We start from the raw sequence: 23,388 nt of genomic DNA on the forward strand, positions 1-23,388 counted from the left end.
TACCTGCCTAATCTGCTTCCTGTTTCAGGCTGCCGGTGATATTCGCAGCAGCCTGAAATACAAAAAGCAGCCTGAAAGCCAAACAAACGGTTTTCAGGCTGCTTTTTTCAGGCTGCCGTTAGCGGTCGATCTGCACGGCGCGGTTGCCGAGCAGGGTTTCCAGGGCGGCGAGCAGTTCGGGGTTGGGGGCGGTGCGCCATTGGGCGGCGGGCATCAGGCTGCCGGCGGCGTGGCGGTTGCGGTAGTTCAGGCGCACGGGGATGCGGCGTTCGGCGGCGGGGTCGGTGTGCGGGCGCAGCAGTTCGGCCAGGGCGGCGATGTCGTGGTGCGGCTCCAGATGCAGGGTCAGGGCGGCGGCATAGTGGCAGCGCGCCTGGTTGAGCGTGAGTACGCTGTTGGCGTGGATGCGCAAGCCGCCTTCGCTGCTGAAGGTGTCGGCGGAGATGCGGCAGTCGCACACCAGTATCTGGTCGCTTTTGAGTGTTTCGCGCGGCAGCTCGTCGAGCAGTTCGCCGGCAACGGTTACTTCGGCTTTGCCGCTGTCGTCTTCGAGCTGGATAAAGACGACGCGGCCGCGCTTGCCCATGATGCTGCGGATGCCGGTGGCAAAGCCGGCCACGCGCACGCTGCCTTCTTGCGGGCGCAGTTGGGCGAGCGGGGTTTTGGCCAGTTCGCGCACTTCGCCGGCGTAGGGCGAGAAGGGGTGGCCGGAAAGGTAAAAGCCGACGGCCTGCTTTTCTTCGGCCAGCTGTTCGGCTTCGCTCCACGGGGCGTGGGGAACGAACGTGAGCGCTTCGATGGCGTCTTCGACCATATCGAACAGCCCGCCCTGGTTGGCGTTGTCGGCTTTTTGTTCGGCATGGTTCATGGCCAGTTCGACGTTGGCCAACAGCATGGCGCGGTTGGGCTCGATGCTGTCGAAGGCGCCGCCGCGGATCAGGGCTTCGATGGTGCGGCGGTTGACGTGCTGCTTGCCGACGCGCTCGCAAAAGTCGAACAGGTCTTTGAATTTTCCGCCGGCCTTGCGGGCGGCAACGATGTCGGCAACAGCGGCTTCGCCGGTGCCTTTGATGGCGCCGAGCGCGTAGCGGATGTGTTTTTGGCCGTCGGGTACGAAACGGTAGTCGGATTCGTTGATGTCGGGCGGCAGGAAGGTGATGCCGTTCAGGCTGCTTTGGGCGTCGTCGAAAAAGACTTTGAGCTGGTCGGTGTTGTCCAGTTCGCTGGACATGGTGGCGGCGATGAATTCGGCGGGATAGTGGGCTTTGAGCCAGGCGGTCTGATAGGAAATCAGGGCATAGGCGGCGGCGTGGGATTTGTTGAAGCCGTAGCCGGCGAATTTTTCCATATAGTCGAAGATTTCGTCGGCTTTGGCGCGGGAGATGCCTTGTTTGGCGGCGCCTTCGGCGAAGATTTCGCGGTGCTTGACCATCTCTTCGGGCTTTTTCTTGCCCATCGCGCGGCGCAGCAGGTCGGCGCCGCCGAGCGAGTAGCCGCCGATAATCTGCGCGGCCTGCATCACCTGCTCCTGGTAAACCATAATGCCGTAAGTCGGCTCCAAAACCGGCTCCAGCAGCGGGTGGATATAGGCGAATTTCTCGCCTTTCATGCGGGCGACGAAATCGGGGATGTTGTCCATCGGCCCCGGGCGGTAGAGCGACACAAAGGCGATCAGTTCTTCAAACTTGGTGGTGTGGGCAGTTTTCAGCATCCGCTTCATGCCGCTGGATTCAAACTGGAAAACGGCGGTGGTGTTGGCGTCGCGGAAAATCTGGTAGGCCGCCTGATCGTCGAGCGGGATGGCGGCCACATCGACGGCATCGCCGGTGGTGGCGCGGATATTGTCCTGCGCCATTTCGATAATGGTCAGGTTGCGCAGGCCGAGAAAGTCGAATTTCACCAGGCCGATGTCTTCGATGTCGCCCTTGTCGTACATCGATACCGGCGACGACGACGCATCGGCCTGATACACCGGACTGAAATCGGAAATCTTGCCCGGTGCGATCAATACGCCGCCGGCGTGCATACCCAGGCCGCGCGTCAAGTCTTCCAGCTTTTGCGCCAGCACCATCAGCTCGTCCGCTTCCTCGGCTTCGATCAGCTCGCGGATCTGCGGTTCGGCTTCCATCGCTTTTTCCAGGCTCAGCGGCTTGTTGGCTTCCAACGGAATCAGCTTGGACAATCTGTCGCACAGCGAAAAGGGCAGATCGAGCACGCGGCCGACGTCGCGGATCACGGCCTTGGACGACAGCGTGCCGAAGGTAACAATCTGGCTCACCGCCTGGGCGCCGTATTTTTCGCGCACATATTCGATTACGCGGCCGCGGTTGGACTGGCAGAAGTCGATATCGAAGTCGGGCATCGACACCCGCTCGGGATTGAGAAAGCGCTCGAACAGCAGCGCGTATTTCAACGGGTCGAGATCGGTGATTTTCAGCGAATAGGCCACCAGCGAGCCGGCACCCGAGCCGCGTCCCGGGCCGACAGGGCAGCCGTTTTGCTTCGCCCAGTTGATAAAATCCTGCACGATCAGGAAGTAGCCCGGAAACTGCATCTGGATGATGATGCCCAGTTCAAAATCCAGCCGCGCCTGATATTCCGGCATTTTCGCCGCGCGCTCGGACTCGTCGGGATACAGCTGCGCCATGCGCTCCTGCAGGCCTTCGTTGGAGAGTTTGGTCAGGTAGTCGTCCAAACTCATGCCCTCGGGCGTGGGAAACAGCGGCAGGAAGTTTTTGCCCAAAGTGAGCGTGAGATTGCAGCGCTTGGCGATTTCCAGCGTGTTGGCCAGCGCCTCGGGCACGTCGGCAAAGCGTTCGGCCACTTCCTGCGGCGTGGCGAAATACTGGCTGCGCGCGAATTCCTGCGGCCGTTTTTTGTCGGCCAGCGTCCAGCCACCGGCAATGCACACTCGCGCTTCGTGGGCGGTGAAGTCTTCGCGCGCCATAAACTGTGCCGGATGGGTCGCCACCACCGGCAAATCCATTTCCTGCGCCAGTTTCAGGCTGCCTGAAACCGCCGTTTCCCATTCCGGCTTTTCCGGCAGGCGCTGCAATTCCAGATAAAAGGCATCGGGAAACAGCGTGGCATAACGGCGGGCGGCGGCGGCGGCTTTTTCAGGCTGCCCCAGCATCAGCTGCGCGCCCACTTCGCCCAGATGTGCGCCGGACAGGCACAGCAGCCCGCTGTTGTCGCCCGCTTCCAGCCACTCGGGCTGCAAACAAGCCGGCTCGCTGCGGGCGGCATCGGTGTAGGCGGCGGTTAAAAGTTCGCTCAGGCGCACATAGCCGGCGTGGTTGCGGATCAGCAAAAGCGCACGGTAGGGCGCTTCGGGGCGGTCGGGATTGGCGATGCGCACGTCGGCGCCCATCAGCGGCTTGATGCCCGCGCCCATGCAGGTTTTGTAGAACTTCACCAGCCCGAACACATTCATCAGGTCGGTCAGCCCCAGCGCCGGACTGCCGTCGGCGGCGGCGCGTTTGACCAGGTCTTTGATGCGGATAATGCCGTCGGTAATCGAAAATTCGGAATGGGCGCGCAGGGGGATGTAGCGGGGAGAGGACATGGCAGGCAGCCTGAAAAACAAAGGCGGGATTCTAACACAGCCCCGCCGCCGCCCCGCCTTTCAGGCTGCCTTTGCCCCGCGTGCCGGCAGCCTGAAAAACAGCGGCTTAGGCCGGATGCAGGCAGCCTGAAAGCCGAGCCGCCGCCTGCCGGCGCAAAACGGGGGCATTGCGGTTTTCAGGCTGCCGCGGAGAACGGCACAGCCGGCACGCTTCACAGCAAAAAGCAGCCTGAAAGCACGATTGCGGCTTTCAGGCTGCTTTGGGGATGCGGCAGGCTGCTGCTTTCAGGCTGCCGTTAAATATCGCCACCGGCTGCGGTTTCCACCAGTACCGCCACCGGCAGATGGTCGGAAGCGACAAATAATTGCGGCAGGCCGTGGCCGTTCAGGCTGCCCTTGAGAAAGATATGGTCGAGCGCCTGCGTTGGCCGCCAGCTGGGATAGGTGGGCAAACAGCCTTTGATGTGGCGGTAGCCGTGGGCGGTGAGCACCGAAAGCTGGCGCGCCTGCGGCGGGCAGTTGAAGTCGCCCAGCAGGCACACGCGGCGGTAGGGCGACAGGGCTTGGCGGATGTGGCGCAGCTGGCGGTATTGGTCGAGCCGGCCGAGGCTGAGATGGACGTTGGCAACTACGATTTCATCGTCGCCCCGGCCGATGGCGGCGGCGAGCATGCCGCGGCCGGGAATGCGCGAGGGCAGCGGCGCGTTGCACACTTCGCGCAGCGGCAGTTTCGACAAAATCAGATTGCCGTGCAGCGACAGCTTGCCGACGGCGCGGTTGGTCTGGGCAACATAATGGCTGAACGGCGTGGCATCGAGCAGCTGGCGCACCTGGCTTTTGAAGCCGTTGCGCAGGCCGCCGAGATCGATTTCCTGCAGGCAGACCACGTCAAACGCGCTGATATAGGCGGCAATGCGCGAAAGCGTGCGCTCTTTGGCGGCGCCGGGCAGCACTTGGCGGTGCAGGCGGGTGAGATAGCTGAGATAGCTGTCGGCGGCGATGGCAGCCTGAATGTTGTAGCTGAGAATACGCATGGCGGGCAGTCGGGCAAAAAAGGACGGCGGCAACGATACCGATACGGTCAGCACGCAGGGTACCAAATAATAGGGCGCCGCACATACCGTTTTGCCGGCGCGGCAGGCAAAAAGCAGCCTGAAAACGGATGATCCCGCTTTCAGGCTACTTTATCAGGCAAAACCGGCTTTCAGGCTGCCTATTTCACGCTGACGTCTTCACCGAAAAACTGCTCGCCGAGTTTCTTCAGCGTGCCGTCCTGCTGCAGCTCTTTCATCGCCGCGTTGATTTTCGCCAGCGCTTCGTCGTTGCCCTTGTTGATTACCAGGCCGGCGCCAAGCTTCTCTTCAGACGGCGTGCGCCATACCGATTTCAGGCCGGAATTTGGGGTTTTCTTCAGGTAGTCCAAGAGCGAGAGTTCGTCGTTCAGCGTAATCTCCGCGCGCTTTTGCTGCACGATCAGCAGCCCCTGCGCCATGGTGTCGGTGTGGACGATATCGGCGCCCATTTTCTGCGCGACTTCGTCGTAGTTGGACGAGAGCATCACCGCGGTTTTCACGCCCTTGATGTCTTCGAGCTTGGCAATCGGCGCGTGGTCGGTGCGGGCGACAATCATCTTGCCGCTCCAGCTGTAGGGCTCGGCCTTGTCAAACGTCGCCTGGCGCTCGGGCGTGGTCAGCGCCACCTGGTTGGCCACCAGATCGAAGCGCCCCGCTTTCAGGCCGGCCATCATCGCATCCCACGGCGTTTCCTTAAATTCGACCTGCACCCCCAACTTGGCGGCAACCGCGCGGGTAACTTCGACATCGTAACCGGTGAGCTTGCCGTCCTGGTCGTGGTAGGTAAAGGGCGCGTAAGTGCCCATGGTGCCGACCAGCAGGGTTTCTTTATTGTTGATTTTGTTTATCAGGCTACCGGCCGCGGCTTCAGGCTGCGGGGCACTGCTCTGGGCGGGGGCGCCGCCCTCCTGGCTGCAGGCGGCAAGGCTCAGCGCCAGCGCGGCGCCAAACAGGACTTTTTTCAGCATCATGCTCTCCTTCACGGTAAAAGGACGGGATTGTATAGGCCGGCGCCCGCCAAACATAGAACTTTCGGCGCTATGCTTCAGAACGCGGCCTGTTTTTTTCAGCAAGCGTTGGGTCAAGACCCAACCTGCCTTACTAGAAAGCAGCCTGAAAAACAAAGGCAGCCTGAAAACCGTTTTTGCGGGCTTTCAGGCTGCTTTTTACCATCCGTACTTTAGCGCTGGGCAATCTCGGGGACGCGGTTTTTCAGGCAGGCGGCTTGGTGGATGTCGTTGCCGACCATGGCCGGCTTGCTTTCGGCGCATTCGCTGTCGGCAATCGGGCAGCGGGTGCGGAAGACGCAGCCTGAAGGGGGATTAATGGGGCTGGGCAGATCGCCGGGCAAAAGCTGGATGACTTTGCTGCGCTCGGCATCGGGGTCGGGCAGCGGCACAGCGGACATCAGCGCCTGGGTGTAGGGGTGGGTGGGGTGGTCGTACACCGCGCTGTCGGTGCCAAGCTCGATGGCGTTGCCCAGATACATCACCAGCACGCGGTCGGAAATGTGTTTGACCACGGAAAGGTCGTGGGCGATGAAAATCAGCGCCAGCCCCATTTCTTTTTGCACCTGCTTGAGCAGGTTGACCACCTGCGCCTGAATGGAAACGTCGAGCGCAGACACCGGCTCGTCACAGATAATCAGCTTGGGCTGCAGGATCAGGGCGCGGGCGATGCCGATGCGCTGGCACTGGCCGCCGGAAAATTCGTGGGGGTAGCGGTTAATCTGGCTGCGCAGCAGGCCGACTTTTTCCATCATGGTGTACACGCGCTGCTGGACTTCTTCATCGCTGAGATTGGGATAGTAGGTGCGCAGCGGCTCGGCGATGATGCGGCCGACACTCATGCGGGGATTGAGCGATGCCAGCGGGTCTTGGAAGATCATCTGGATGTCTTTGCGCTTGAGCCGCATGGCTTTGGGCGACAGGCCGACCAGCTCTTCGCCGTCAAACAAAATGCTGCCGGAGCGGGCTTTGACCAGGCCGATAATGGTGCGGGCAAGGGTGGATTTGCCGCAGCCCGATTCGCCGACCACGCCGAGGGTTTCGCCGGCTTTGAGATCGAAAGATACGCCGTTGACGGCTTTGAGGGTGGCGGGTTTTTGCCAGAACATCGCGCCGTCGCGCTTGATGTTGAAGTGGGTTTGCACGTCGCGTACTTGCAATAGGGGCTGGCTGCTCATCGTGCGGCTCCTTCCTGAACGGCTGCGGGTTCGATGGCGATGTTGTGGTGCGGGTGTTCCCAATGGCAGGCGCGCTGGCGGTCGTTGGGCAGGAATTTGAGTTCGGGCGGGGTGGTGCGGCAGATGTCCATCACATAGCTGCAGCGCTCTTGGAAGGGACAGCCCTGCGGCAGGCGCAGCAGGTTGGGCGGGTTGCCGGGGATGGTTTTGAGCTCGGCTTCGTTGCCGTCCAGCCGCGGCACGGCGCCGAGCAGGCCGATGGTGTAGGGATGGGTGGGGTGGTAGAAGATTTCGTGGGTGGGGCCGTAGGCCATGGTGCGGCCGGCGTACATCACCAGCACGCGGTCGCAGATGCCGGCCACCACGCCCAAATCGTGGGTAATCATAATGATGGTGGTGTTGAAGTCGCGTTTGAGCTCGTTTAACAGCGCCATAATCTGTGCCTGCACGGTTACGTCGAGCGCAGTGGTGGGTTCGTCGGCAATCAGCAGGCGCGGACGGCACAGCAGCGCCATCGCAATCATCACACGCTGGCGCATGCCGCCGGAAAATTCGTGCGGATACATGCCGATGCGTTTTTTCGCTTCGGGGATTTTGACCGCATCGAGCATTTTCAGCGACTCGGCCCAGGCGTCGGACTTGCTCATGCCTTTGTGCAGGCGCAGCACTTCGGCCAACTGGTCGCCGACGCGCATATAGGGATTGAGCGAGGTCATCGGGTCTTGGAAAATCATGGCGATCTGTTCGGCGCGGATTTTGTTCAGCTCTTTGGCGGGCAGGCCGAGAATCTCGCGGCCGTCGTACTGCACCGAACCGGAGGTGATGCCGTTTTTCGCCAGCAGCCCCATGATGGCGAAGGCGGTTTGCGATTTGCCGGAACCGGATTCGCCGACGATACCGAGGGTTTCGCCCTGACGCAGCACGAAGTTGAGATTGTTGACGGCGGTAACCTGGCCGTCTTCGGTTTTGAACTGCACGCGCAAATCGCGTACTTGCAGCAGTGGTGTGTCCATAGTTTTTTTCCGTTTGTTTCAGGCAGCCTGAAAATACTCAGCGGTCTTTCGGGTCGAGGGCGTCGCGCAGGCCGTCGCCGATGAAGTTAAAGCAAAACAACGTGGTAACCAGAAAGGCGGAGGGCACCAGCAACAGCCACGGCGCTACCTGCATGGTCTGCGCGCCTTCCTGCAGCAGCGCGCCCCAACTGGTCATCGGCTCCTGCACGCCCAAGCCGAGGAAGCTGAGAAAGGATTCGAACATAATCATGCCGGGCACCAGCAGCGAGGCATACACCACTACCACGCCCAGCACGTTGGGCACGATGTGGCGCAGCACGATATTGACGTCGGACACGCCGCAAACGTGCGCCGCTTCGATAAATTCCTTGCGCTTGAGGCCGAGGGTCTGGCCGCGGACGATACGGGCGATGTCCAGCCACGACACCATGCCGATGGCGACGAAAATCAGGATCAGGTTGCGGCCGAAGAAAGTAACCAGCAGGATCACGAAAAACATAAACGGGAAGGCACCGAGAATTTCCAGCCAGCGCATCATCAGGGTATCGACCTTGCCGCCCAGATAGCCGGATACCGCGCCGTACACGGTGCCGACCACCACCGCCACCAGCGCGCCGGCCAGGCCGACCATCAGCGAAATGCGCCCGCCGATGGCCACACGCACCAAAAGGTCGCGGCCGAGGGTGTCGGTGCCCAGATAGTGTTTGGTTTCTACTGACGGGGCAATCTGCATATTGCTCCAGTCGGGATCGGCGTAATTGAAGCCGGAAAACAGCGGTACGAAGATTACGAACAGGGTAATCAGCGCGACGATTAACACGCTGGCCAGCGCGGCCTTGTTGCGTTTGAAACGGCGCCAGGCGTCCTGCCACAGGCTGCGGCCTTTGATTTCGGCTTCCGCCGCCATCTGCTCAACGGCTTCGGTTTGTTTCTTGCTCAACATAGCAAAATGGTTCCTTGATTGCGGTATGGGTATTTTTCAGGCTGCCTGCGGCGGCGCAGCGCTTTGGGACAGCATCGGGCTGGCGCAAAGGCTGCACGGCGGCGGGCAGGGATTTAGTCGATGCGGATTTTGGGATCGATCATCGCGTACAGGATGTCGACCACCGCATTAAAGAGAATGGTCAGGACGCCGACGAGAATGGTCAGGCCGAGTACCATTCCGTAGTCGCGGTTCAGCGCGCCGTTGACAAACAGCTGGCCGATACCGGGCAGGCCGAAGATGGTCTCGATGACAATCGCGCCGGTGATGATGCCCACGAAAGCCGGGCCGAGATAGGAAATCACCGGCAGCATCGCGGGGCGCAGGGCGTGCTTGAGCACGATATAGGGAGTGGACAGGCCTTTGGCGCGGGCGGTGCGGATAAACGGGCTGTTCATCACTTCAATCATCGAACCGCGCATAATCCGCGAAATGCCGGCGATATACGACAGCGACAGCACAAACACCGGCAGCACCATATTCTGCACCGCGCCGCCGTTCCAGCCGCCGGCCGGAAACCATTTGAGCATCACGGCAAACACCAGCACCATCAGCGGGCCTTTGACGAAGCTGGGCACGACCACGCCGGTCATCGCCAGCGCCATGGTGCCGTAGTCGAGAAAGCTGTTTTGCTTGAGCGCGGCGAAAATGCCCAGCAGCATGCCGACAATTACGGCAATGATGAAGGCGTACACGCCGACTTCCAAAGACACCGGCAGCGCCTGCGCCAAAAGCTCGTTGACCGAGTAGTCCTTGTATTTGAAGGACGGCCCCAAATCTCCGTGCGCCAGCTGTTTGAGATAGTTGAGATACTGAAGCCAGATGGGGTCGTTCAGATGGTATTTGGCTTCGATATTCGCCAGAACGGCGGGCGGCAGGTTACGCTCGCCGGTAAAGGGACTGCCAGGCGCCAGCCGCATCACGAAGAAGGACACGGTAATCAGCACCAGCATGGTTGGAATGGCTTCCAAGAAGCGGCGGAGAATCAGTTTCAGCATAGCGGTAGTGTTTGTGAAGTTTATTATGGGAAAACGGTTTTCAGGCTGCCTGAACAGCCTGAAACCTTTTTCCTTATTGGGAGAAGCTCAAGCGGCGGCGGTCAGTGTTTCATCACTTTCCAGTCTTTTGCCTGCCAGTAGTTCAGCGGGTCGCGGTCGGAATAGCCGCTCAGATAGGGTTTGACCAAACGGGCGCTCACATAGTGGTAGGCGAAAATCGACGCGCTGTCTTTGTCGAGCTCAGCTTCGGCCTTGTGATAAAGCTCGGCGCGCTCTTCGCTGCTGACGCCGGGTGCCAGCGTCCGGCGCATCAAATCGTCATAAGCCGGGCTGTTGTAGCGGCCGTAGTTGCTGCTGTTGTTGGACTTGAACACGTTAAGGAAGGCCGACGGTTCGTTGTAGTCGCCGCACCAGCCGGAGCGCGCCATTTGGAATTTGCCGTTGCGCTTGCCGTCGAGATAAGTTTTCCATTCCTGGTTGTTGAGTTCGGCTTCGACAAAACCGAGATTCTCTTTCCACAGCGCGGCGACGGCGACAGCGTTTTTCTTATGGTTTTCGTTGGTGTTGTAGAGAATTTCAAACTTCAGCGGCTTCTCGGCGCTGTAGCCGGCTTCCTGCAGCAGTTTTTTCGCTTCTTCCAAGCGCTTGGCCTTATCCCAGGCTTTCCAGTCCGGCACATAGTCTTTCATGCCCTGGGTGGCGGTCGGTGTCAGCTGGTAGGCCGGCGCTTCGCCGCGGCCGACAATTTTCTCGACAAACAGCTCGCGGTCGAAAGCCAGCGACAGCGCGCGGCGCACTTTCGGATTGTCAAACGGCGCCTGGCGGTGGTTGAACTCGTAATAATAGGTGCAAAGATAGGGGGAGATTTTCATCTGATCGCCCATTTCTTCTTTCAGCTGCTTGAACTGGTCGCTGGGCAGATCGTTGTAAGTCATATCGATTTCGCCCGCCTTAAAGCGGTTGACATCGGTAATCGGCGAAGAAATCGGCAAAACGGTCAGGCGGCTGATGCTGTTGTCGGCGTTACCGAAAAATTTATCGTTGCGCTCGAGCACGATTTTTTCGTTGACCACCCACTCGGCAATACGCAAAGGGCCGCTGCCGACGAAGTTTTCAGGCAGAGTCCACTTGCTGCCGTGCTTTTCCACTACTTTGGCATTAACCGGACGGGTGGAGCTGTGCACCAGCATATCGGGGAAATACGGTACCGGCGAAGACAGGGTGATTTGCAGGGTTTTGGCATCCAGCGCCTTTACGCCCAGCTCTTCCGGTTTGGCTTTGCCGTTGGCGATTTCTTCGGCGTTTTTCACTTTGGCATCGCCCAGATAGGAAGCGTAGGGCGAAGCGGTCAGCGGATCGACCACGCGGCGCATGCTGTAAACAAAATCATCGGCGGTAATCGGATCGCCGTTACTCCATTGCGCCTCGCGCAGGTGGAACACCCAAGTCTGGTTGTCGGCAGATTCCCATTTTTCCGCCAGCGCGGGAACGGTTTTGCCGTCGGGATCGGTGCCTGTCAGACCGACCAGCAGTTGGTTGAGAATATTGCTTTCGGGCACGCCGGAAGATTTGTGCGGGTCGAGCGTTTCCGGCTCGGCGCCGTTATTGACCACAATTTCCTGCTTTTCGGCCGGTTCGTTGCTCACCTGTATGGGTTTTTGCGCGGCAGGTTCGCCGCTGCAGGCGGCAAGCGCCGCGCCCAGCCCCAAGGCCAGCCAGATTCGATATGCTTGGTTCACTTGAATACCATCCTTTCAGCTATTTTTCTTTTGCCCCCGAGCCCGAAAGCGCGGAGGGAGGGTGGCGGCAGCTTTCAGGCTGCCTTTACGATACGCCGCGTGCGTAGCCGGCTGATAATTCAAAAAAAAATACCGCAGACTACAGGCAATAAAAAAACGGCGGCCGCTACCATGCGGTCGCGGCTGCGTATCTTTAAAAAAATTTACGCTATTGTCAAGCAAGTTTACGCGGATAAAAGTAAAAAAACTGAATCAGCTATCGTTTTCAGGCTGCCTGCGCCCTTGGTTTGCCTTTGGCGCTGCTGATATAATCGCGCGCTTCATTACATAGCGTTACAGTTATATCGCTAATTACCCGTACTGCTTACAACAGGAGCACCCGCTTTATGGCACTCGTTTCAATGCGCCAGCTGCTCGACCACGCCGCCGAACACAGCTACGGCCTGCCCGCCTTCAACGTCAACAATCTCGAACAGATGCGCGCCATTATGGAAGCCGCCGATGCGGTAAACGCGCCCGTAATCGTGCAGGCTTCGGCCGGCGCGCGCAAATACGCCGGCGCGCCCTTTCTGCGCCACCTGATTCTCGCAGCGGTGGAAGAGTTCCCGCATATTCCGGTGGTGATGCACCAAGACCATGGCGCTTCGCCCGATGTGTGCCAGCGCTCCATCCAGCTCGGTTTCAGCTCGGTGATGATGGACGGCTCGCTACTGGCCGACGGCAAAACCCCGTCCAGCTACGAATACAATGTCGATGTAACCCGCACGGTAGTCAATTTCTCCCATGCCTGCGGCGTGTCGGTGGAAGGCGAAATCGGCGTATTAGGCAATCTGGAAACCGGCGAAGCGGGCGAAGAAGACGGCGTCGGCGCAGTCGGCAAGCTCTCTCACGACCAAATGCTCACCAGCGTGGAAGACGCCGTGCGTTTTGTGAAAGACACCGGCGTCGATGCGCTGGCGATTGCCGTCGGCACCAGCCACGGCGCCTACAAATTCACCCGCCCGCCCACCGGCGACGTGCTGCGCATCGACCGCATCAAAGAAATCCACGAAGCGCTGCCCAACACCCACATCGTAATGCACGGCTCCAGCTCCGTTCCCCAAGAATGGCTCAAAGTGATTAACGAATACGGCGGCAGCATCGGCGAAACCTACGGCGTGCCGGTGGAAGAAATCGTCGAAGGCATCAAATACGGCGTGCGCAAAGTCAATATCGACACCGACCTGCGCCTGGCATCCACTGGCGCCATCCGCCGCTTTATGGCCGAAAACCCGTCGGAATTCGACCCGCGCAAATACCTGGCCAAAACCGTGTCAGCAATGAAGGACATCTGCATCGCCCGCTACTTAGCCTTCGGCTGCGAAGGCCAAGCCGGCAAAATCAAGCCGGTATCGCTGGAAAAAATGGCCGAACGCTATGCCAAAGGCGAGCTGGCACAGATTGTGAAATAAAGCCCGATTCATACGGCAAAAGGCAGCCTGAAAACCTTTCAGGCTGCCTTTTCAAACGCCACCCACCGCACGCAGCCGGCTTTTTCGTCATCACCGGCGCAATAACGGCGGTCGGCCGGGATACAAAGCGGGAACGCTCAAACAATAAAGCAGCCTGAAAACCCCAATCATGGTTTTCAGGCTGCTTTTATCGGATAGCGGCTTAACGGCGCACGCCGGATTTTTTCACACAGTCGATATAGCCGTGGTCGTTCAGACGGATGTGGCGGAACAACCAGCCGTCGAGCAGGTTCAGCATTTCGGCTACGGCTTCGTTGTCGCCGTTTTCATAGCGGCTTTGGAAATCAACCATCTTGGTAACGAAGTTTTGGTGTACTTTTTTGTGCGGCTCCAGCATCGGATACTGGGCTTCGGCAAGCATCTGCTCTTCCAGGCCGAAATGCACACCGGCGTAGTCGATTACGCCTTGGATTTCGTTCAAAATCTGTTCGCGATCGCCGGTTTCGTTGACATCGTAGAGTTTGTTGATGTGGTCAACCAGGATTTTGTGCTGCTCGTCGATGTCGTCAAAGCCGGTGTCCAGATCGGCAGTCCAGAAAATAAAAGACATAATAAATGCTCCTTCAAGGGGTTGTGGGTGTGCGCAACGGCCGCTGCTGCGGCTGTTGCGGGGATATGCGCCCTTAGAAGCAATTTCAGCGCCTTTACCCGTAATACGGCAACAATCATTGACTTACGTCAAGTTTCACCCCTACCAAGCGCAAGCGCATACGCAAAAAGCAGCCTAAAAAGCAAAAAATCAAGAATAAACAATATAATATATACTCACTCTCATTTATTTCGGCTCAATTTCGGCACCTATGTGCCAAAGTTCGGCGCATGACGGCTACGGCAAATTTTGCTAATATGCGCGCCGGTTTCCACACATTCCTCTTTAGGAGAACACCAAATGAGCCGCATGGTACATTGCGTCAAACTCGGCAAAGAAGCCGAAGGCATGAAATTCCCGCCGCTGCCCAACGAACTGGGCAAGCGCATTTTCGAAAACGTTTCCCAAGAAGCATGGGACGCTTGGACGCGCCACCAAACCATGCTCATCAACGAAAACCGTCTCAGCCTGGCCGACCCCCGAGCCCGCCAGTATCTGGCGCAGCAGATGGAAAACTACTTTTTCGGCGACGGCGCCGATGCGGTTGCCGGCTACGTTCCCATCAGCGAATAACACGGCGCACAGGCAGCCTGAAAAGATTTTTCGGCCAAGAGTAGCCAAAATCGCATAATTGCGTTTAAAATCGCGCAGCATCAATTATAGGTAAAAAGCTCTAGGCGTTCGCCGCCGCAGCGATACTTCCCTAATTTTCCCGCCGCAAGGCTTAGTTTTCATTTTAAGGACTACACAAATGTCAGACATCCAACAAAAAGTCATCAGCATCGTTGCCGAGCAACTGGGCGTTCAAGAAGCCGACATCAAACCCGAATCTTCCTTTGAAGACGACCTGGGTGCCGATTCTCTGGACGTGGTTGAACTGGTAATGGCTCTGGAAGAAGCTTTCGGCTGCGAAATTCCCGACGAAGAAGCCGAAAAAATCAGAACCGTTCAGGCCGCGATCGACTACATCAAAGCGCACCAGGCCTAATTTCGCCGCACTTACGCCACAGCCTCTGATTAAGGATATTCCTGCATCGGAGGCTGTCGCACTCTTGACCGGCGCAAAAAACCGGCAGCGGCGGCGCATTCTTTACATCACACAGAGAAACACTTATGAATCAAAGACGAGTAGTCATCACCGGTTTGGGACAGGTATCGCCGGTAGGCAACGACATCCCGAGCGCATGGGACAACCTGCTGGCCGGCAAAAGCGGCATCGGCGCCATTACCCGTTTTGATGCCTCCGATCTCGCCTGCCGGATTGCCGGCGAAGTCAAAGATTTCGACATCAACCAGTACATCGGCCCCAAAGAAGCGCGCCGCATGGACAGCTTCATCCACTACGGCATCGCCGCCGCCCTGCAGGCCGTGGCCGACGCCGGCCTTGACGACTGCCCGACTCTCGACAAAGACCGCGTCGGCGTCAATATCGGCTCCGGCATCGGCGGCCTGCCCTCCATCGAAGAAACCGCCCGCGCCGTTTTTGCCGACGGCCCGCGCAAAATCAACCCCTTCTTCATCCCCGCCTCGCTGATCAACCTGATTTCCGGTCACGTTACCATTCTCAAAGGCTACCGCGGCCCCAGCTACGGCATCGTTTCCGCCTGCACATCCGGCGCCCACGCCATCGGCGATTCCGCCCGCCTGATCAAATACGGCAATGCCGACGTGATGCTGGCCGGCGGCGCCGAAGGCGCGGTATGCACCCTCGGCATCGGCGGTTTTGCCGCGATGAAAGCCCTTTCCACCCGCAACGACGACCCCGCCACCGCCTCGCGCCCGTGGGATAAAGACCGAGACGGCTTCGTGATGGGCGAAGGCTCCGGTGTTCTGGTGCTGGAAGAATTGGAGCATGCCAAAAAACGTGGCGCCAAAATCTATGCCGAGTTGGTCGGCTTCGGCATGAGTTCCGACGCCCACCACATCACCGCCCCCAATGCCGAAGGCCCCGCCCTCGCCCTGCGCCACGCGCTGGCCGACGCCGGTCTGAACGCCGACGAAATCGACTACGTCAACGCCCACGGCACCTCCACCCCGCTGGGCGACGCCAACGAAACCAACGCGCTCAAAGCGGTATTCGGCAACCATGCCAAAAAACTGGTGGTCAATTCCACCAAATCGATGACCGGCCACCTGCTGGGTGCCGCCGGCGGCGTGGAAGCGGTGTACAGCGTGCTGGCGGTTCACCACCAAGTGTCCCCGCCCACCATCAACATTTTTAACCAAGACATCGAAGGCGGCTGCGATTTGGACTACTGCGCCAACCAAGCCCGGCAAATGCCCATCCGCGCCGCAGTTTCCAATTCCTTCGGTTTCGGCGGCACCAACGGCTCGCTGGTATTCAAGCGCTTCGAGTCCTGATAAGCCCGCACCGCGCCAAAAGGCAAACGCCCCCCCCATCCGCATCAGGGGCGTTTTCACTTTCCGGCGATACCAAAAGCAGCCTGAAAACCGCCAATCCGACTTTCAGGCTGCCTTTTTTATACTGCGAGCCAAAGCCGCAGGCAGCCTGAAAAACGGCGGGGCATTGCGGCTCAAGGCCGACTACGTTTTTGCCGGCCGGATATATAGCCCTTAGCCGCAAACAATTCCGGCTATGCGCGGGGCGAAATAAGCTACAATCGCGGCTTTCAACCCGAGGATAAAGAACACCATGAGCATTTTGCTTTCTGTTTTGCCCATTCTGCTGCTGTTGGTGCTGATGATGTGGCTGAAAATGAGCGGCGACAAAAGCGCGCTGCTGGCGCTGGCCGCCGCCGCCCTGGTGGCGGTATTTGCCGTACCGAATATGGACGGCTTCGGCACGCTGCCTAAAAATTATTCCGCCGCCTATGTCGGCTGGGCGTTTGCCGAAGGCGTGCTCAAAGCCGTTTTTCCGATTTTAATCATTATCCTGATGGCGCTGTTCAGCTACAACGTGCTGCTGGAAAGCAAGCAGATTGACGTGATCAAACAGCAATTTATCAGCATCTCCGAAGACAAGCGCCTGCAAGTGCTGCTGATTGTGTGGGGCTTCGGCGGCCTGCTCGAAGGCATGGCGGGCTTTGGCACGGCGGTGGCGATTCCGGCGGCGATTTTGGTCGGGCTGGGTTTCAAGCCCGCCTTTTCCGCGCTGGTTTCGCTGATCGGCAACAGCGTGGCCACCGGCTTCGGCGCGGTGGGCGTGCCGGTGCTGACGCTGGCCAAAGAAGTGTACGGCACCGAAGTGACCGCCGCGCAAACCCATGCCGTGGCGGGCGATACCGTTATCCAGTTGGCGGTATTGATGTTTCTGGTGCCGTTTGTGATTCTGTTTCTTACTGACCGCAGCCGCAAATACCTGATTCCGAATATTATCCTGGCCGCCGTTATCGGCGGGATTTCGCTGGCGGTGCAGTTTGCCGCCGCCTACTTTATCGGCGCGGAAACGCCGGCCATTTTGGGCAGCATCGCCTGCATTATCTTCATCGTGGCCTATGCAAAAATTGCCGAAGGCGGCAAAGGCGGCAGCTTCACTTGGGGGCAGATCGGCAAAGCCTGGGCGGTGTACGGCTTTATCCTGCTGTTTATCATCCTTGCCAGCCCGCTGTCAGGCCCCGTGAGCGGCTTTCTGAAAAGCCATCTGGTGAGCAAAATCCACCTGCCGATCTACGCCGAAGGCAAAACCTTCAACTTCGGCTGGCTCTCCAATGCCGGCCTGATGCTGTTTCTCGGCGCCTTTATCGGCGGCCTGGTGCAGGGCGTGAAAGCCGGTAAGCTGATGGCGATTCTGGGCGCCACCACGCTGAAAATGAAAGCATCAGCCACCACCATCATCAGCCTGGTGGCCATGAGCGCGATTATGAGCCACAGCGGCATGATCAACGTGATTGCCAACGCACTGGTTGCCGCCACCGGCGGGCTGTATCCGCTGTTTGCCCCGCTGGTGGGCGCCATCGGCACCTTCGCCACCGGCAGCGACACTTCGTCCAATATCCTGTTCGGCAAACTGCAGGCCACCGTGGCCGACCAGATCGGCGTGGACAAAAGCTGGCTGGCCGCCGCCAACACCGCCGGTGCCACCGGCGGCAAGATTGTTTCGCCGCAGAGCATCGCCATCGCCGCCGCCGCCATCGACCAGCAAGGCCAGGAAGGCAGCTTCCTGCGCTCCGCCATCCCCTATGCCCTGGCCTATGTGGCGATTGCCGGGATTATGGTGTACTGCTTCGGCTGGCTGGCGCTGTAGTTCGGCCGCATAAAAAGGCAGCCTGAAAACGGAAAATACGTTTTCAGGCTGCCTTGTTTTTTCAGGCTGCTTCAAAAATCAGCGTAGTTGAGATTACAAACCCAAGCCGGCTTTACTTTTGCCAAACACCCAATTTCCCGCCCGACGCCATTCCCGCGCAGGCGGGAATCTTGTCGGAATTTCAGCAATGGTTTGTTTTTTCAAATATTTTCAAATACCGAGCAAGATTCCCGCCTGCGCGGGAATGACGTTGTTTGGTGAGATTGGGGCGGGAAAAGGTTTCAGGCTGCCTTTTGCTTTTTCACAGCCGCGCCACGCTGATTACGCCCTTAATCTCGCCCAGCGCCGCCAGTACGCGCGGCAGGTCGTTTACCTGTTTGACTTCCAGCGTGAAGCGCATGCTGGCTTCCAGGTTGCGGCTTTGGGTTTGCACGGCGGTTACGTTGGTTTTGTGGCGCGAGAGCGTTTCGGAAACGTCGCGCAGCAGGCCGTTTCGGTCTTGGGCGCGGATTTCGATGTCGATGGCGAACACTTGGCTGCCGTCGTGCTGCGCCGCCCATTCGGCGGCCATCACTTTTTCAGGCTGCGTGGCGGCCAGATGCTCGAAAGACGGGCAGCCGCGCCGGTGTACGGAAATGCCCCGGTCGCGGGTAACGAAGCCGACGATGGCGTCAGGCGGCGCGGGTTTGCAGCATTTGGCCAGCGTGGTGAGCAGGCCGGCTTCGCCGTCCACCAGGATGCCGTTTTTGCGGCCTTGGCTGATTTTGGATTTTTTGACGATGCTGATCTCGCTCACCGGCTCTTTTGGCGTTTCGTCCAGGGCGCCGGCGGCTTTTTGCACGGCGCGGGGGGTGATTTCGCCCTGGCCGAGTGCGGTGTAAAGCTCGTCGGTGCTTTTGAAGCCGAGTTTTTCGCACAGTTGCTGGTAATTGGGCTTGCTGCCGAGCTTGGCGATGGTTTTTTCAAACTGGCTGCGGCCTTCTTCACGCACGGCGTCGGCGTTTTGCTGGCGGATGTAGGCGCGGATTTTGGCGATGGCGCGTGAAGATTTGACCCAGCCTTCGTAGAGCCAGTTTACCGACGGCGCGCCTTCTTTGGCGGCGATGATTTCGACGCGCTGGCCGTTTTCCAGCGGGGTGGAGAGCGGCACGATCTGGCCGTCCACTTTGGCGCCGCGGCAGCGGTTGCCCAAATCGCTGTGCAGGGCGTAGGCAAAGTCGATGGGGGTGGCGCCGGCGGGCAGGGAAAACACTTTGCCGTGCGGGCTCAGTACGTAGATGGTGTCGTTGAACAGCTCGGTTTTGAAGGCGGCGGCCAGATCTTCTTTGCCGCTTTCGGCCATGTTTTCACGCCAGTCGAGCAGCTGGCGCAGCCAGGCGATTTTCTGCTCGTAGGCCGAATCGCCTTTGCCGCCTTCTTTGTAGCGCCAGTGCGCGGCCACGCCGAATTCGTTGTACTGGTGCATTTCTTTGGTGCGGATCTGCACTTCGATGCCCTTGTCTTCAGGGCCGACGATCACGGTATGCAGCGATTTGTAGCCGTTGCCTTTGGGATTGGCGATGTAGTCGTCAAACTCGCCGGGAATCGGCTGCCACAGGCTGTGGACGATACCCAGCACGGTGTAGCACTCCGGCACGGTGCCCACCAGCACGCGCACGGCGCGGATGTCGAACAGGCCGTCGAAATCGAGCTTTTTCTTCACCATCTTTTTGTAGATGGAATAGATGTGTTTGGGGCGGCCGGCAACGTCGTAATCGCGGATGCCGTGCGCCGCCAGCTCGGCTTTCAGGCTGCCTAAAAAGGCGTCGATGTATTGCAGGCGCTCGTCGCGCTTTTCATCGAGCAGCTTGGCAATGCGGCGGTATTCTTCGGGATTCTGGTGGCGGAAGCCCAAGTCTTCGAGCTGCCATTTGAGCTGCCACACGCCCAGGCGGTTGGCCAGCGGCGCGAAAATATCCAGCGTTTCCTTGGCGGCGGCGCGTTTTTCCGGGCTGTCGGGCACGCTGCCGAGAAACTGCATGGTGCGGGTGCGCAGCGCCAGCGCAATCAGCACCACGCGGATGTCCGACACCATCGCCAGCAGCATCTTGCGCATGGTTTCGGCCTGCGCCGCGCGCTCTTCGGGCGAAGCCAGCGCATCGACGCGGACAAAATGGGTGAGCTTGCGCACTTCGTCGATGCCACGCACCAGCGTGCACACCGTTTTGCCGCAGCATTCGGCCAACTCTTCTTCCCATTGCGGCCAGTGGCGCGGCATATCGGCCAGCACCGTTGCCGCCACCGCGTCGGGCAGCAGATCCATCTGCGCCGCCGTATCCGCCGCCGCCAGAAGGTGCGCGAGCAAAGGCTCGCCGAAAGAAGTCTGCGCGTCGGCCGGATAATGGGCATCCGCCGCCGACAAAGCCGCCAGCAGGCAGCGTTTGTCGTTTTCAGGCTGCCTTGCGGCGTAGTCCAGATAGGCTTGGCGGAAGGTTTCGTATTCAGGTGTGGCGCTCATGGCGGGATTCCGTGGCGGGTAACAGGCAGCCTGAAAACCGGCAGGCAGCCTGAAAAAAGATCGGTTTAGATGGTTAGATTTAACAGTCGCGAACCGCGCCGGCTGCCTGAAAGACGCTCAGGCAGCCTGAAAGATTCGGCATCAGAACAACTGCTGGAGCTTGCTGCTCAGCTTAAAGCCGTGGCCGCTGCGGTTTTTGCACAGCATGCCGTCTTGGTGGCTGGTGCACTGCCAGCCGCGGCCGCGGATGGTTTTGCCATAGGCCAGAGTGGGGCTGCCGGCTTTCATGGAAGTGTCGCCGCGGCAATCGACGGTCGGCCGGCCGTTGGCTTCCAGCGAAAAGCTGTTGCCCCAATCGAGCGGGCATTCTTCAACGCTCGGGCGTTTTTGCTGCGGCCGGATGTTTTCCACGGAATCGCGGATTTCGCAGGTAACGCCCCACCAGCCGTCTTTGCCGAACTCCAGGCGGGAATCGCCGGCACAGTGGATTTTGCCGCTGGGGCTGTTGAAATGGATGCTTTCGCCGGCAGACGCGGCGGCAGACAGGCCGAGCAAAACGGCGGAAAGGGTAAAGGGCAGCAAAATGCGGCGCATGGGGGGTCTCCTTAATAGCTAATAGCGGGTGCCGCAGCAGGCGCGGCGGCAGGCGGGATTCTAGCCCATCGCGGCGGGGCTGCCCAAACTTTGGCGCCCGAAAATGCGGACAGTGGCGGGAAAATGCCTACAAAATGGCTGCCCGCCGCGTTTTTCGCCTGATTTTCGCATTTTTATGGCAAAAAACCGCACCGCAACAGGTTTGGTTTTTTCAGGCTGCCTGAACGCCTTGCCGCCGGCTCAGCGCTTGGGCGACAGCATCGGCGGTTTTGGCGCTGGCGCCGCGGTAGCGGCCGACAAAATCCTGCGCCTGCACCGCCAAATCGGCATAGCGCGGCGGCTTGGCCAGCAGTTCGCCGGCCAGTGCGGTTAATTCATCCGCACTTTGCACCTGCAGGGCGGCGCCGGCGGCCAGCGCGCCTTCGCAGGCAGCCTGAAAATGGTAGGTGGACGGGCCGAACAGCACCGGCTTGCCGCAGGCTAGCGGCTCGATGATGTTCTGGCAGCCGGTATCGACCAGGCTGCCGCCGACAAACGCCAAATCGGCGGCCAGATAGTAGGCAAACATTTCGCCCATGCTGTCGCCGATCCACACTTGGGTGTCGGCGGCAAGCGGCTGCCCGTCGCTGCGCCGCTGCACTTTGAAACCGAGCGCCTGCGCGCTGTCGAAAGCAGCCTGAAAACGCTCGGGGTGGCGCGGCACGAGCACCAGCAGCGCATCGCCGCGGTAGGCGCGCCAGGCTGCAAGGATTTTCGCCGCTTCGTCTTCGTCGCCGTGGGTGCGGGTGCTGGCGGCAACCAATACCGGCCGATCGCCAATCAGGCTGCGAAACGCGGCGGCGGCGGTTTCGGCGGCGGGCGGGATTTCAACATCGTATTTGGTGTTGCCGCACACCAGCGGCGCCGGCGCACCAAGCTCGGCCAGCCGCGCGGCATCGGCTTCGGTTTGGGCAAAGCAGCCTGAAAGCTGCCCCAGCATCGGCGTAACCAGCCGCGCGACTTTGCGGTAGCTGTCGAAAGACTGGGGCGACAGGCGGGCGTTGGCGAGAAACAGCGGTACGTTTTCTTCGCGGCAGCCGTAGAGCAGGTTCGGCCACAATTCGGTTTCCATCAGCACGCCGAAGCGCGGCCGGTGTTCGCGCAGAAAGCGGCGGATCCAGTCGGGGCGGTCGTAGGGCAGATAGCGGCATTGGGCATCGGCAAACAGGCTTTGCGCGGCGGTGCGGCCGGTGGGGGTCATCTGGGTGAGCAGCAGCGGCGCGTCGGGAAAGCGGCGGCGCAGTTCGGCCACCAGCGGCACGGCGGCACGGGTTTCGCCCACCGACACCGCGTGCACCCAGATGGCATCCTGCACGGGATCGGGATAGGCGCCGCCAAAGCGCTCGTTCCAATGCTCGAGATAGGCGGGCGCCTGCTCGGCGCGGCGGCGCAGATAGCGGCGGATCAGCGGGGCGGCGAAATACCATAGGGCGGAATAGAGTTTGCGTAACATGATGGCGGGTGCGGGAAGTTTTCAGGCTGCCTGTTCGGCGGCGGTGGAAAAGGACAAACGGTTTAGCAGGGCGCAAGGCCGTGCGGCGGGCGGATTATATAGCGGATACGGCGCTGCCAGAGCGCAAAAAGGCAGCCTGAAAACGCCGCGCGGGCTTTTCAGGCTGCCTTGGGTTCGGATGCGGGGATTAGTCCACCAGCTTCACGCTGCCTTTCATCACGCCTTCGTGGCCGGGGAAGGAGCAGAAGAATTCATAGTCGCCGTCTTTGCTCAGCTTGGAAGTGTCGAGCTTCAGCGTGGTTTCTTCGCCGCCGCCGATCATGCCGCTATGGGCAAGGATGCGCGGGTCGTCGGCCTGCAGGTAGTCTTTGTCGGCACCGGCTTCGTTGGCGCCTTTGAGAATTTCGGATACGTCGGCGGTTTTGGCGATTACGATGTTGTGGCCCATCGCCGCTTTCTTGGCGGAACCGGTGTGCTTCAGGGTAACGGTGAACTCTTTGCACGAGGCTTTAACGTTGAGTTCTTTCACGTTGTACTGCATGGCGTCGTTGCTTTCCACCACGGTGGCGCACTCGCCGGCAGCCGGAGCGGCGGCTTCGCTGGCAGGAGCGGACGCAGCTTTGCTGGCAGGCGCATCAGATGCGGGCGCGGCTTCGGAAGCCACGGTTTCCTGCGCCGGCGGCGCGGCGGGCTGTTCGGCGGGCTTGTTGTCGCCACAGGCGCTCAAGGCCAGGGCAGCGGCGGCAATCAGGCTCATGTAATATTTCATAACAAACTCCTTAAAACGGTAAAGAAAAGAATGGGAAGCCAAAGGGCGAAACGGCAAAGCGCGTATTATGCGCTCTTTTTTGAAAGCCATTATCAGGTTTTATGCGGGAATGCGTAAAAGGATGTAAATTATCGCCGGCTTGGCGGCGGTTTTTAGCGGATTTCGTGCCGCGGGCGG

At 59.7% G+C, this 23,388-nt stretch carries 18 protein-coding genes; 5 read left to right on the forward strand and 13 right to left on the reverse strand.

The genetic code is table 11. From position 1 onward, the window contains the following. Positions 1 to 118: 118 nt before the first annotated feature. The 8 genes from dnaE to MB824_RS08575 all read right to left on the reverse strand — a co-directional run bounded on the left by dnaE (position 119) and on the right by MB824_RS08575 (position 11,555). A complete protein-coding gene (dnaE, locus tag MB824_RS08540; protein WP_238748044.1) occupies positions 119 to 3,565 on the reverse strand; it encodes a DNA polymerase III subunit alpha in 3,447 nt (1,148 codons plus the stop codon). Positions 3,566 to 3,861: 296 nt separating this feature from the next. Continuing rightward, positions 3,862 to 4,599, reverse strand: coding sequence for an endonuclease/exonuclease/phosphatase family protein (locus MB824_RS08545; RefSeq protein ID WP_238748045.1), 738 nt, complete (start codon positions 4,597 to 4,599; stop codon positions 3,862 to 3,864). Between the two features lie 179 nt (positions 4,600 to 4,778). Then, positions 4,779 to 5,609: a transporter substrate-binding domain-containing protein gene (locus tag MB824_RS08550; RefSeq protein ID WP_238748046.1), complete on the reverse strand. Its 831-nt coding sequence runs from the start codon at positions 5,607 to 5,609 to the stop codon at positions 4,779 to 4,781. A 209-nt stretch (positions 5,610 to 5,818) separates the two neighbouring features. Then, a complete protein-coding gene (gene oppF, locus MB824_RS08555; protein ID WP_238748047.1) occupies positions 5,819 to 6,823 on the reverse strand; it encodes a murein tripeptide/oligopeptide ABC transporter ATP binding protein OppF in 1,005 nt (334 codons plus the stop codon). Next, positions 6,820 to 7,836, reverse strand: a complete 1,017-nt coding sequence (gene oppD, locus MB824_RS08560; protein WP_238748048.1) for an oligopeptide ABC transporter ATP-binding protein OppD — start codon at positions 7,834 to 7,836, stop codon at positions 6,820 to 6,822. The genes oppF and oppD overlap by 4 nt, the downstream gene beginning before the upstream one ends. 37 nt (positions 7,837 to 7,873) lie before the next feature. Then, a complete protein-coding gene (gene oppC / locus MB824_RS08565) occupies positions 7,874 to 8,779 on the reverse strand; it encodes an oligopeptide ABC transporter permease OppC (RefSeq protein WP_238748049.1) in 906 nt (301 codons plus the stop codon). Between the two features lie 113 nt (positions 8,780 to 8,892). Further along, positions 8,893 to 9,816 (reverse strand): oligopeptide ABC transporter permease OppB, encoded by a 924-nt coding sequence (gene oppB, locus MB824_RS08570; protein ID WP_238748050.1) that lies wholly within the window; start codon positions 9,814 to 9,816, stop codon positions 8,893 to 8,895. Between the two features lie 101 nt (positions 9,817 to 9,917). Beyond that, positions 9,918 to 11,555 carry an ABC transporter substrate-binding protein gene (locus tag MB824_RS08575; RefSeq protein ID WP_238748053.1) on the reverse strand — a complete coding sequence of 546 codons (1,638 nt, stop codon included), beginning with the start codon at positions 11,553 to 11,555 and terminating at the stop codon, positions 9,918 to 9,920. A 386-nt stretch (positions 11,556 to 11,941) separates the two neighbouring features. On the opposite strand from MB824_RS08575, the gene fba reads away from it, so the two are divergent. Further along, complete coding sequence (fba, locus tag MB824_RS08580) at positions 11,942 to 13,006, forward strand: class II fructose-bisphosphate aldolase (protein WP_238748055.1); 1,065 nt, start codon at positions 11,942 to 11,944, stop codon at positions 13,004 to 13,006. A gap of 202 nt (positions 13,007 to 13,208) precedes the next feature. Here fba and MB824_RS08585 read toward each other — a convergent pair whose 3' ends face one another. Beyond that, positions 13,209 to 13,616, reverse strand: coding sequence for a bacteriohemerythrin (locus tag MB824_RS08585; protein ID WP_238748058.1), 408 nt, complete (start codon positions 13,614 to 13,616; stop codon positions 13,209 to 13,211). A gap of 339 nt (positions 13,617 to 13,955) precedes the next feature. Here MB824_RS08585 and MB824_RS08590 point away from each other — a divergent pair, with 339 nt between their 5' ends. The 4 genes from MB824_RS08590 to MB824_RS08605 all read left to right on the forward strand — a co-directional run bounded on the left by MB824_RS08590 (position 13,956) and on the right by MB824_RS08605 (position 17,859). Beyond that, positions 13,956 to 14,228, forward strand: a complete 273-nt coding sequence (locus tag MB824_RS08590; protein ID WP_238748060.1) for an oxidative damage protection protein — start codon at positions 13,956 to 13,958, stop codon at positions 14,226 to 14,228. Between the two features lie 178 nt (positions 14,229 to 14,406). Further along, positions 14,407 to 14,643, forward strand: a complete 237-nt coding sequence (gene acpP / locus MB824_RS08595) for an acyl carrier protein (protein WP_238748062.1) — start codon at positions 14,407 to 14,409, stop codon at positions 14,641 to 14,643. A gap of 125 nt (positions 14,644 to 14,768) precedes the next feature. Continuing rightward, positions 14,769 to 16,016 (forward strand): beta-ketoacyl-ACP synthase II, encoded by a 1,248-nt coding sequence (gene fabF, locus MB824_RS08600; RefSeq protein WP_238748063.1) that lies wholly within the window; start codon positions 14,769 to 14,771, stop codon positions 16,014 to 16,016. Between the two features lie 292 nt (positions 16,017 to 16,308). Continuing rightward, positions 16,309 to 17,859, forward strand: coding sequence for an L-lactate permease (locus tag MB824_RS08605; protein WP_238748064.1), 1,551 nt, complete (start codon positions 16,309 to 16,311; stop codon positions 17,857 to 17,859). A gap of 301 nt (positions 17,860 to 18,160) precedes the next feature. Here MB824_RS08605 and MB824_RS08610 read toward each other — a convergent pair whose 3' ends face one another. From MB824_RS08610 to azu, 4 genes are all read right to left on the reverse strand, one after another. Continuing rightward, complete coding sequence (locus MB824_RS08610) at positions 18,161 to 20,356, reverse strand: RelA/SpoT family protein (protein WP_238748065.1); 2,196 nt, start codon at positions 20,354 to 20,356, stop codon at positions 18,161 to 18,163. Positions 20,357 to 20,497: 141 nt separating this feature from the next. Beyond that, entirely contained in the window at positions 20,498 to 20,950 is a 453-nt protein-coding gene (locus tag MB824_RS08615; protein ID WP_238748066.1) for a DUF6636 domain-containing protein, read from the reverse strand. 211 nt (positions 20,951 to 21,161) lie between these two features. Continuing rightward, on the reverse strand, positions 21,162 to 22,442 hold the full coding sequence (waaA, locus tag MB824_RS08620) for a lipid IV(A) 3-deoxy-D-manno-octulosonic acid transferase (RefSeq protein WP_238748067.1): 1,281 nt from the start codon (positions 22,440 to 22,442) through the stop codon (positions 21,162 to 21,164). 187 nt (positions 22,443 to 22,629) lie between these two features. Beyond that, positions 22,630 to 23,211 carry an azurin gene (gene azu, locus MB824_RS08625; RefSeq protein WP_238748068.1) on the reverse strand — a complete coding sequence of 194 codons (582 nt, stop codon included), beginning with the start codon at positions 23,209 to 23,211 and terminating at the stop codon, positions 22,630 to 22,632. Between the last annotated feature and the right edge of the window lie 177 nt (positions 23,212 to 23,388).

The sequence above is a fragment of the Kingella pumchi genome, assembly GCF_022288825.1.
GTDB classification, from domain to species: domain Bacteria; phylum Pseudomonadota; class Gammaproteobacteria; order Burkholderiales; family Neisseriaceae; genus Kingella_D; species Kingella_D pumchi.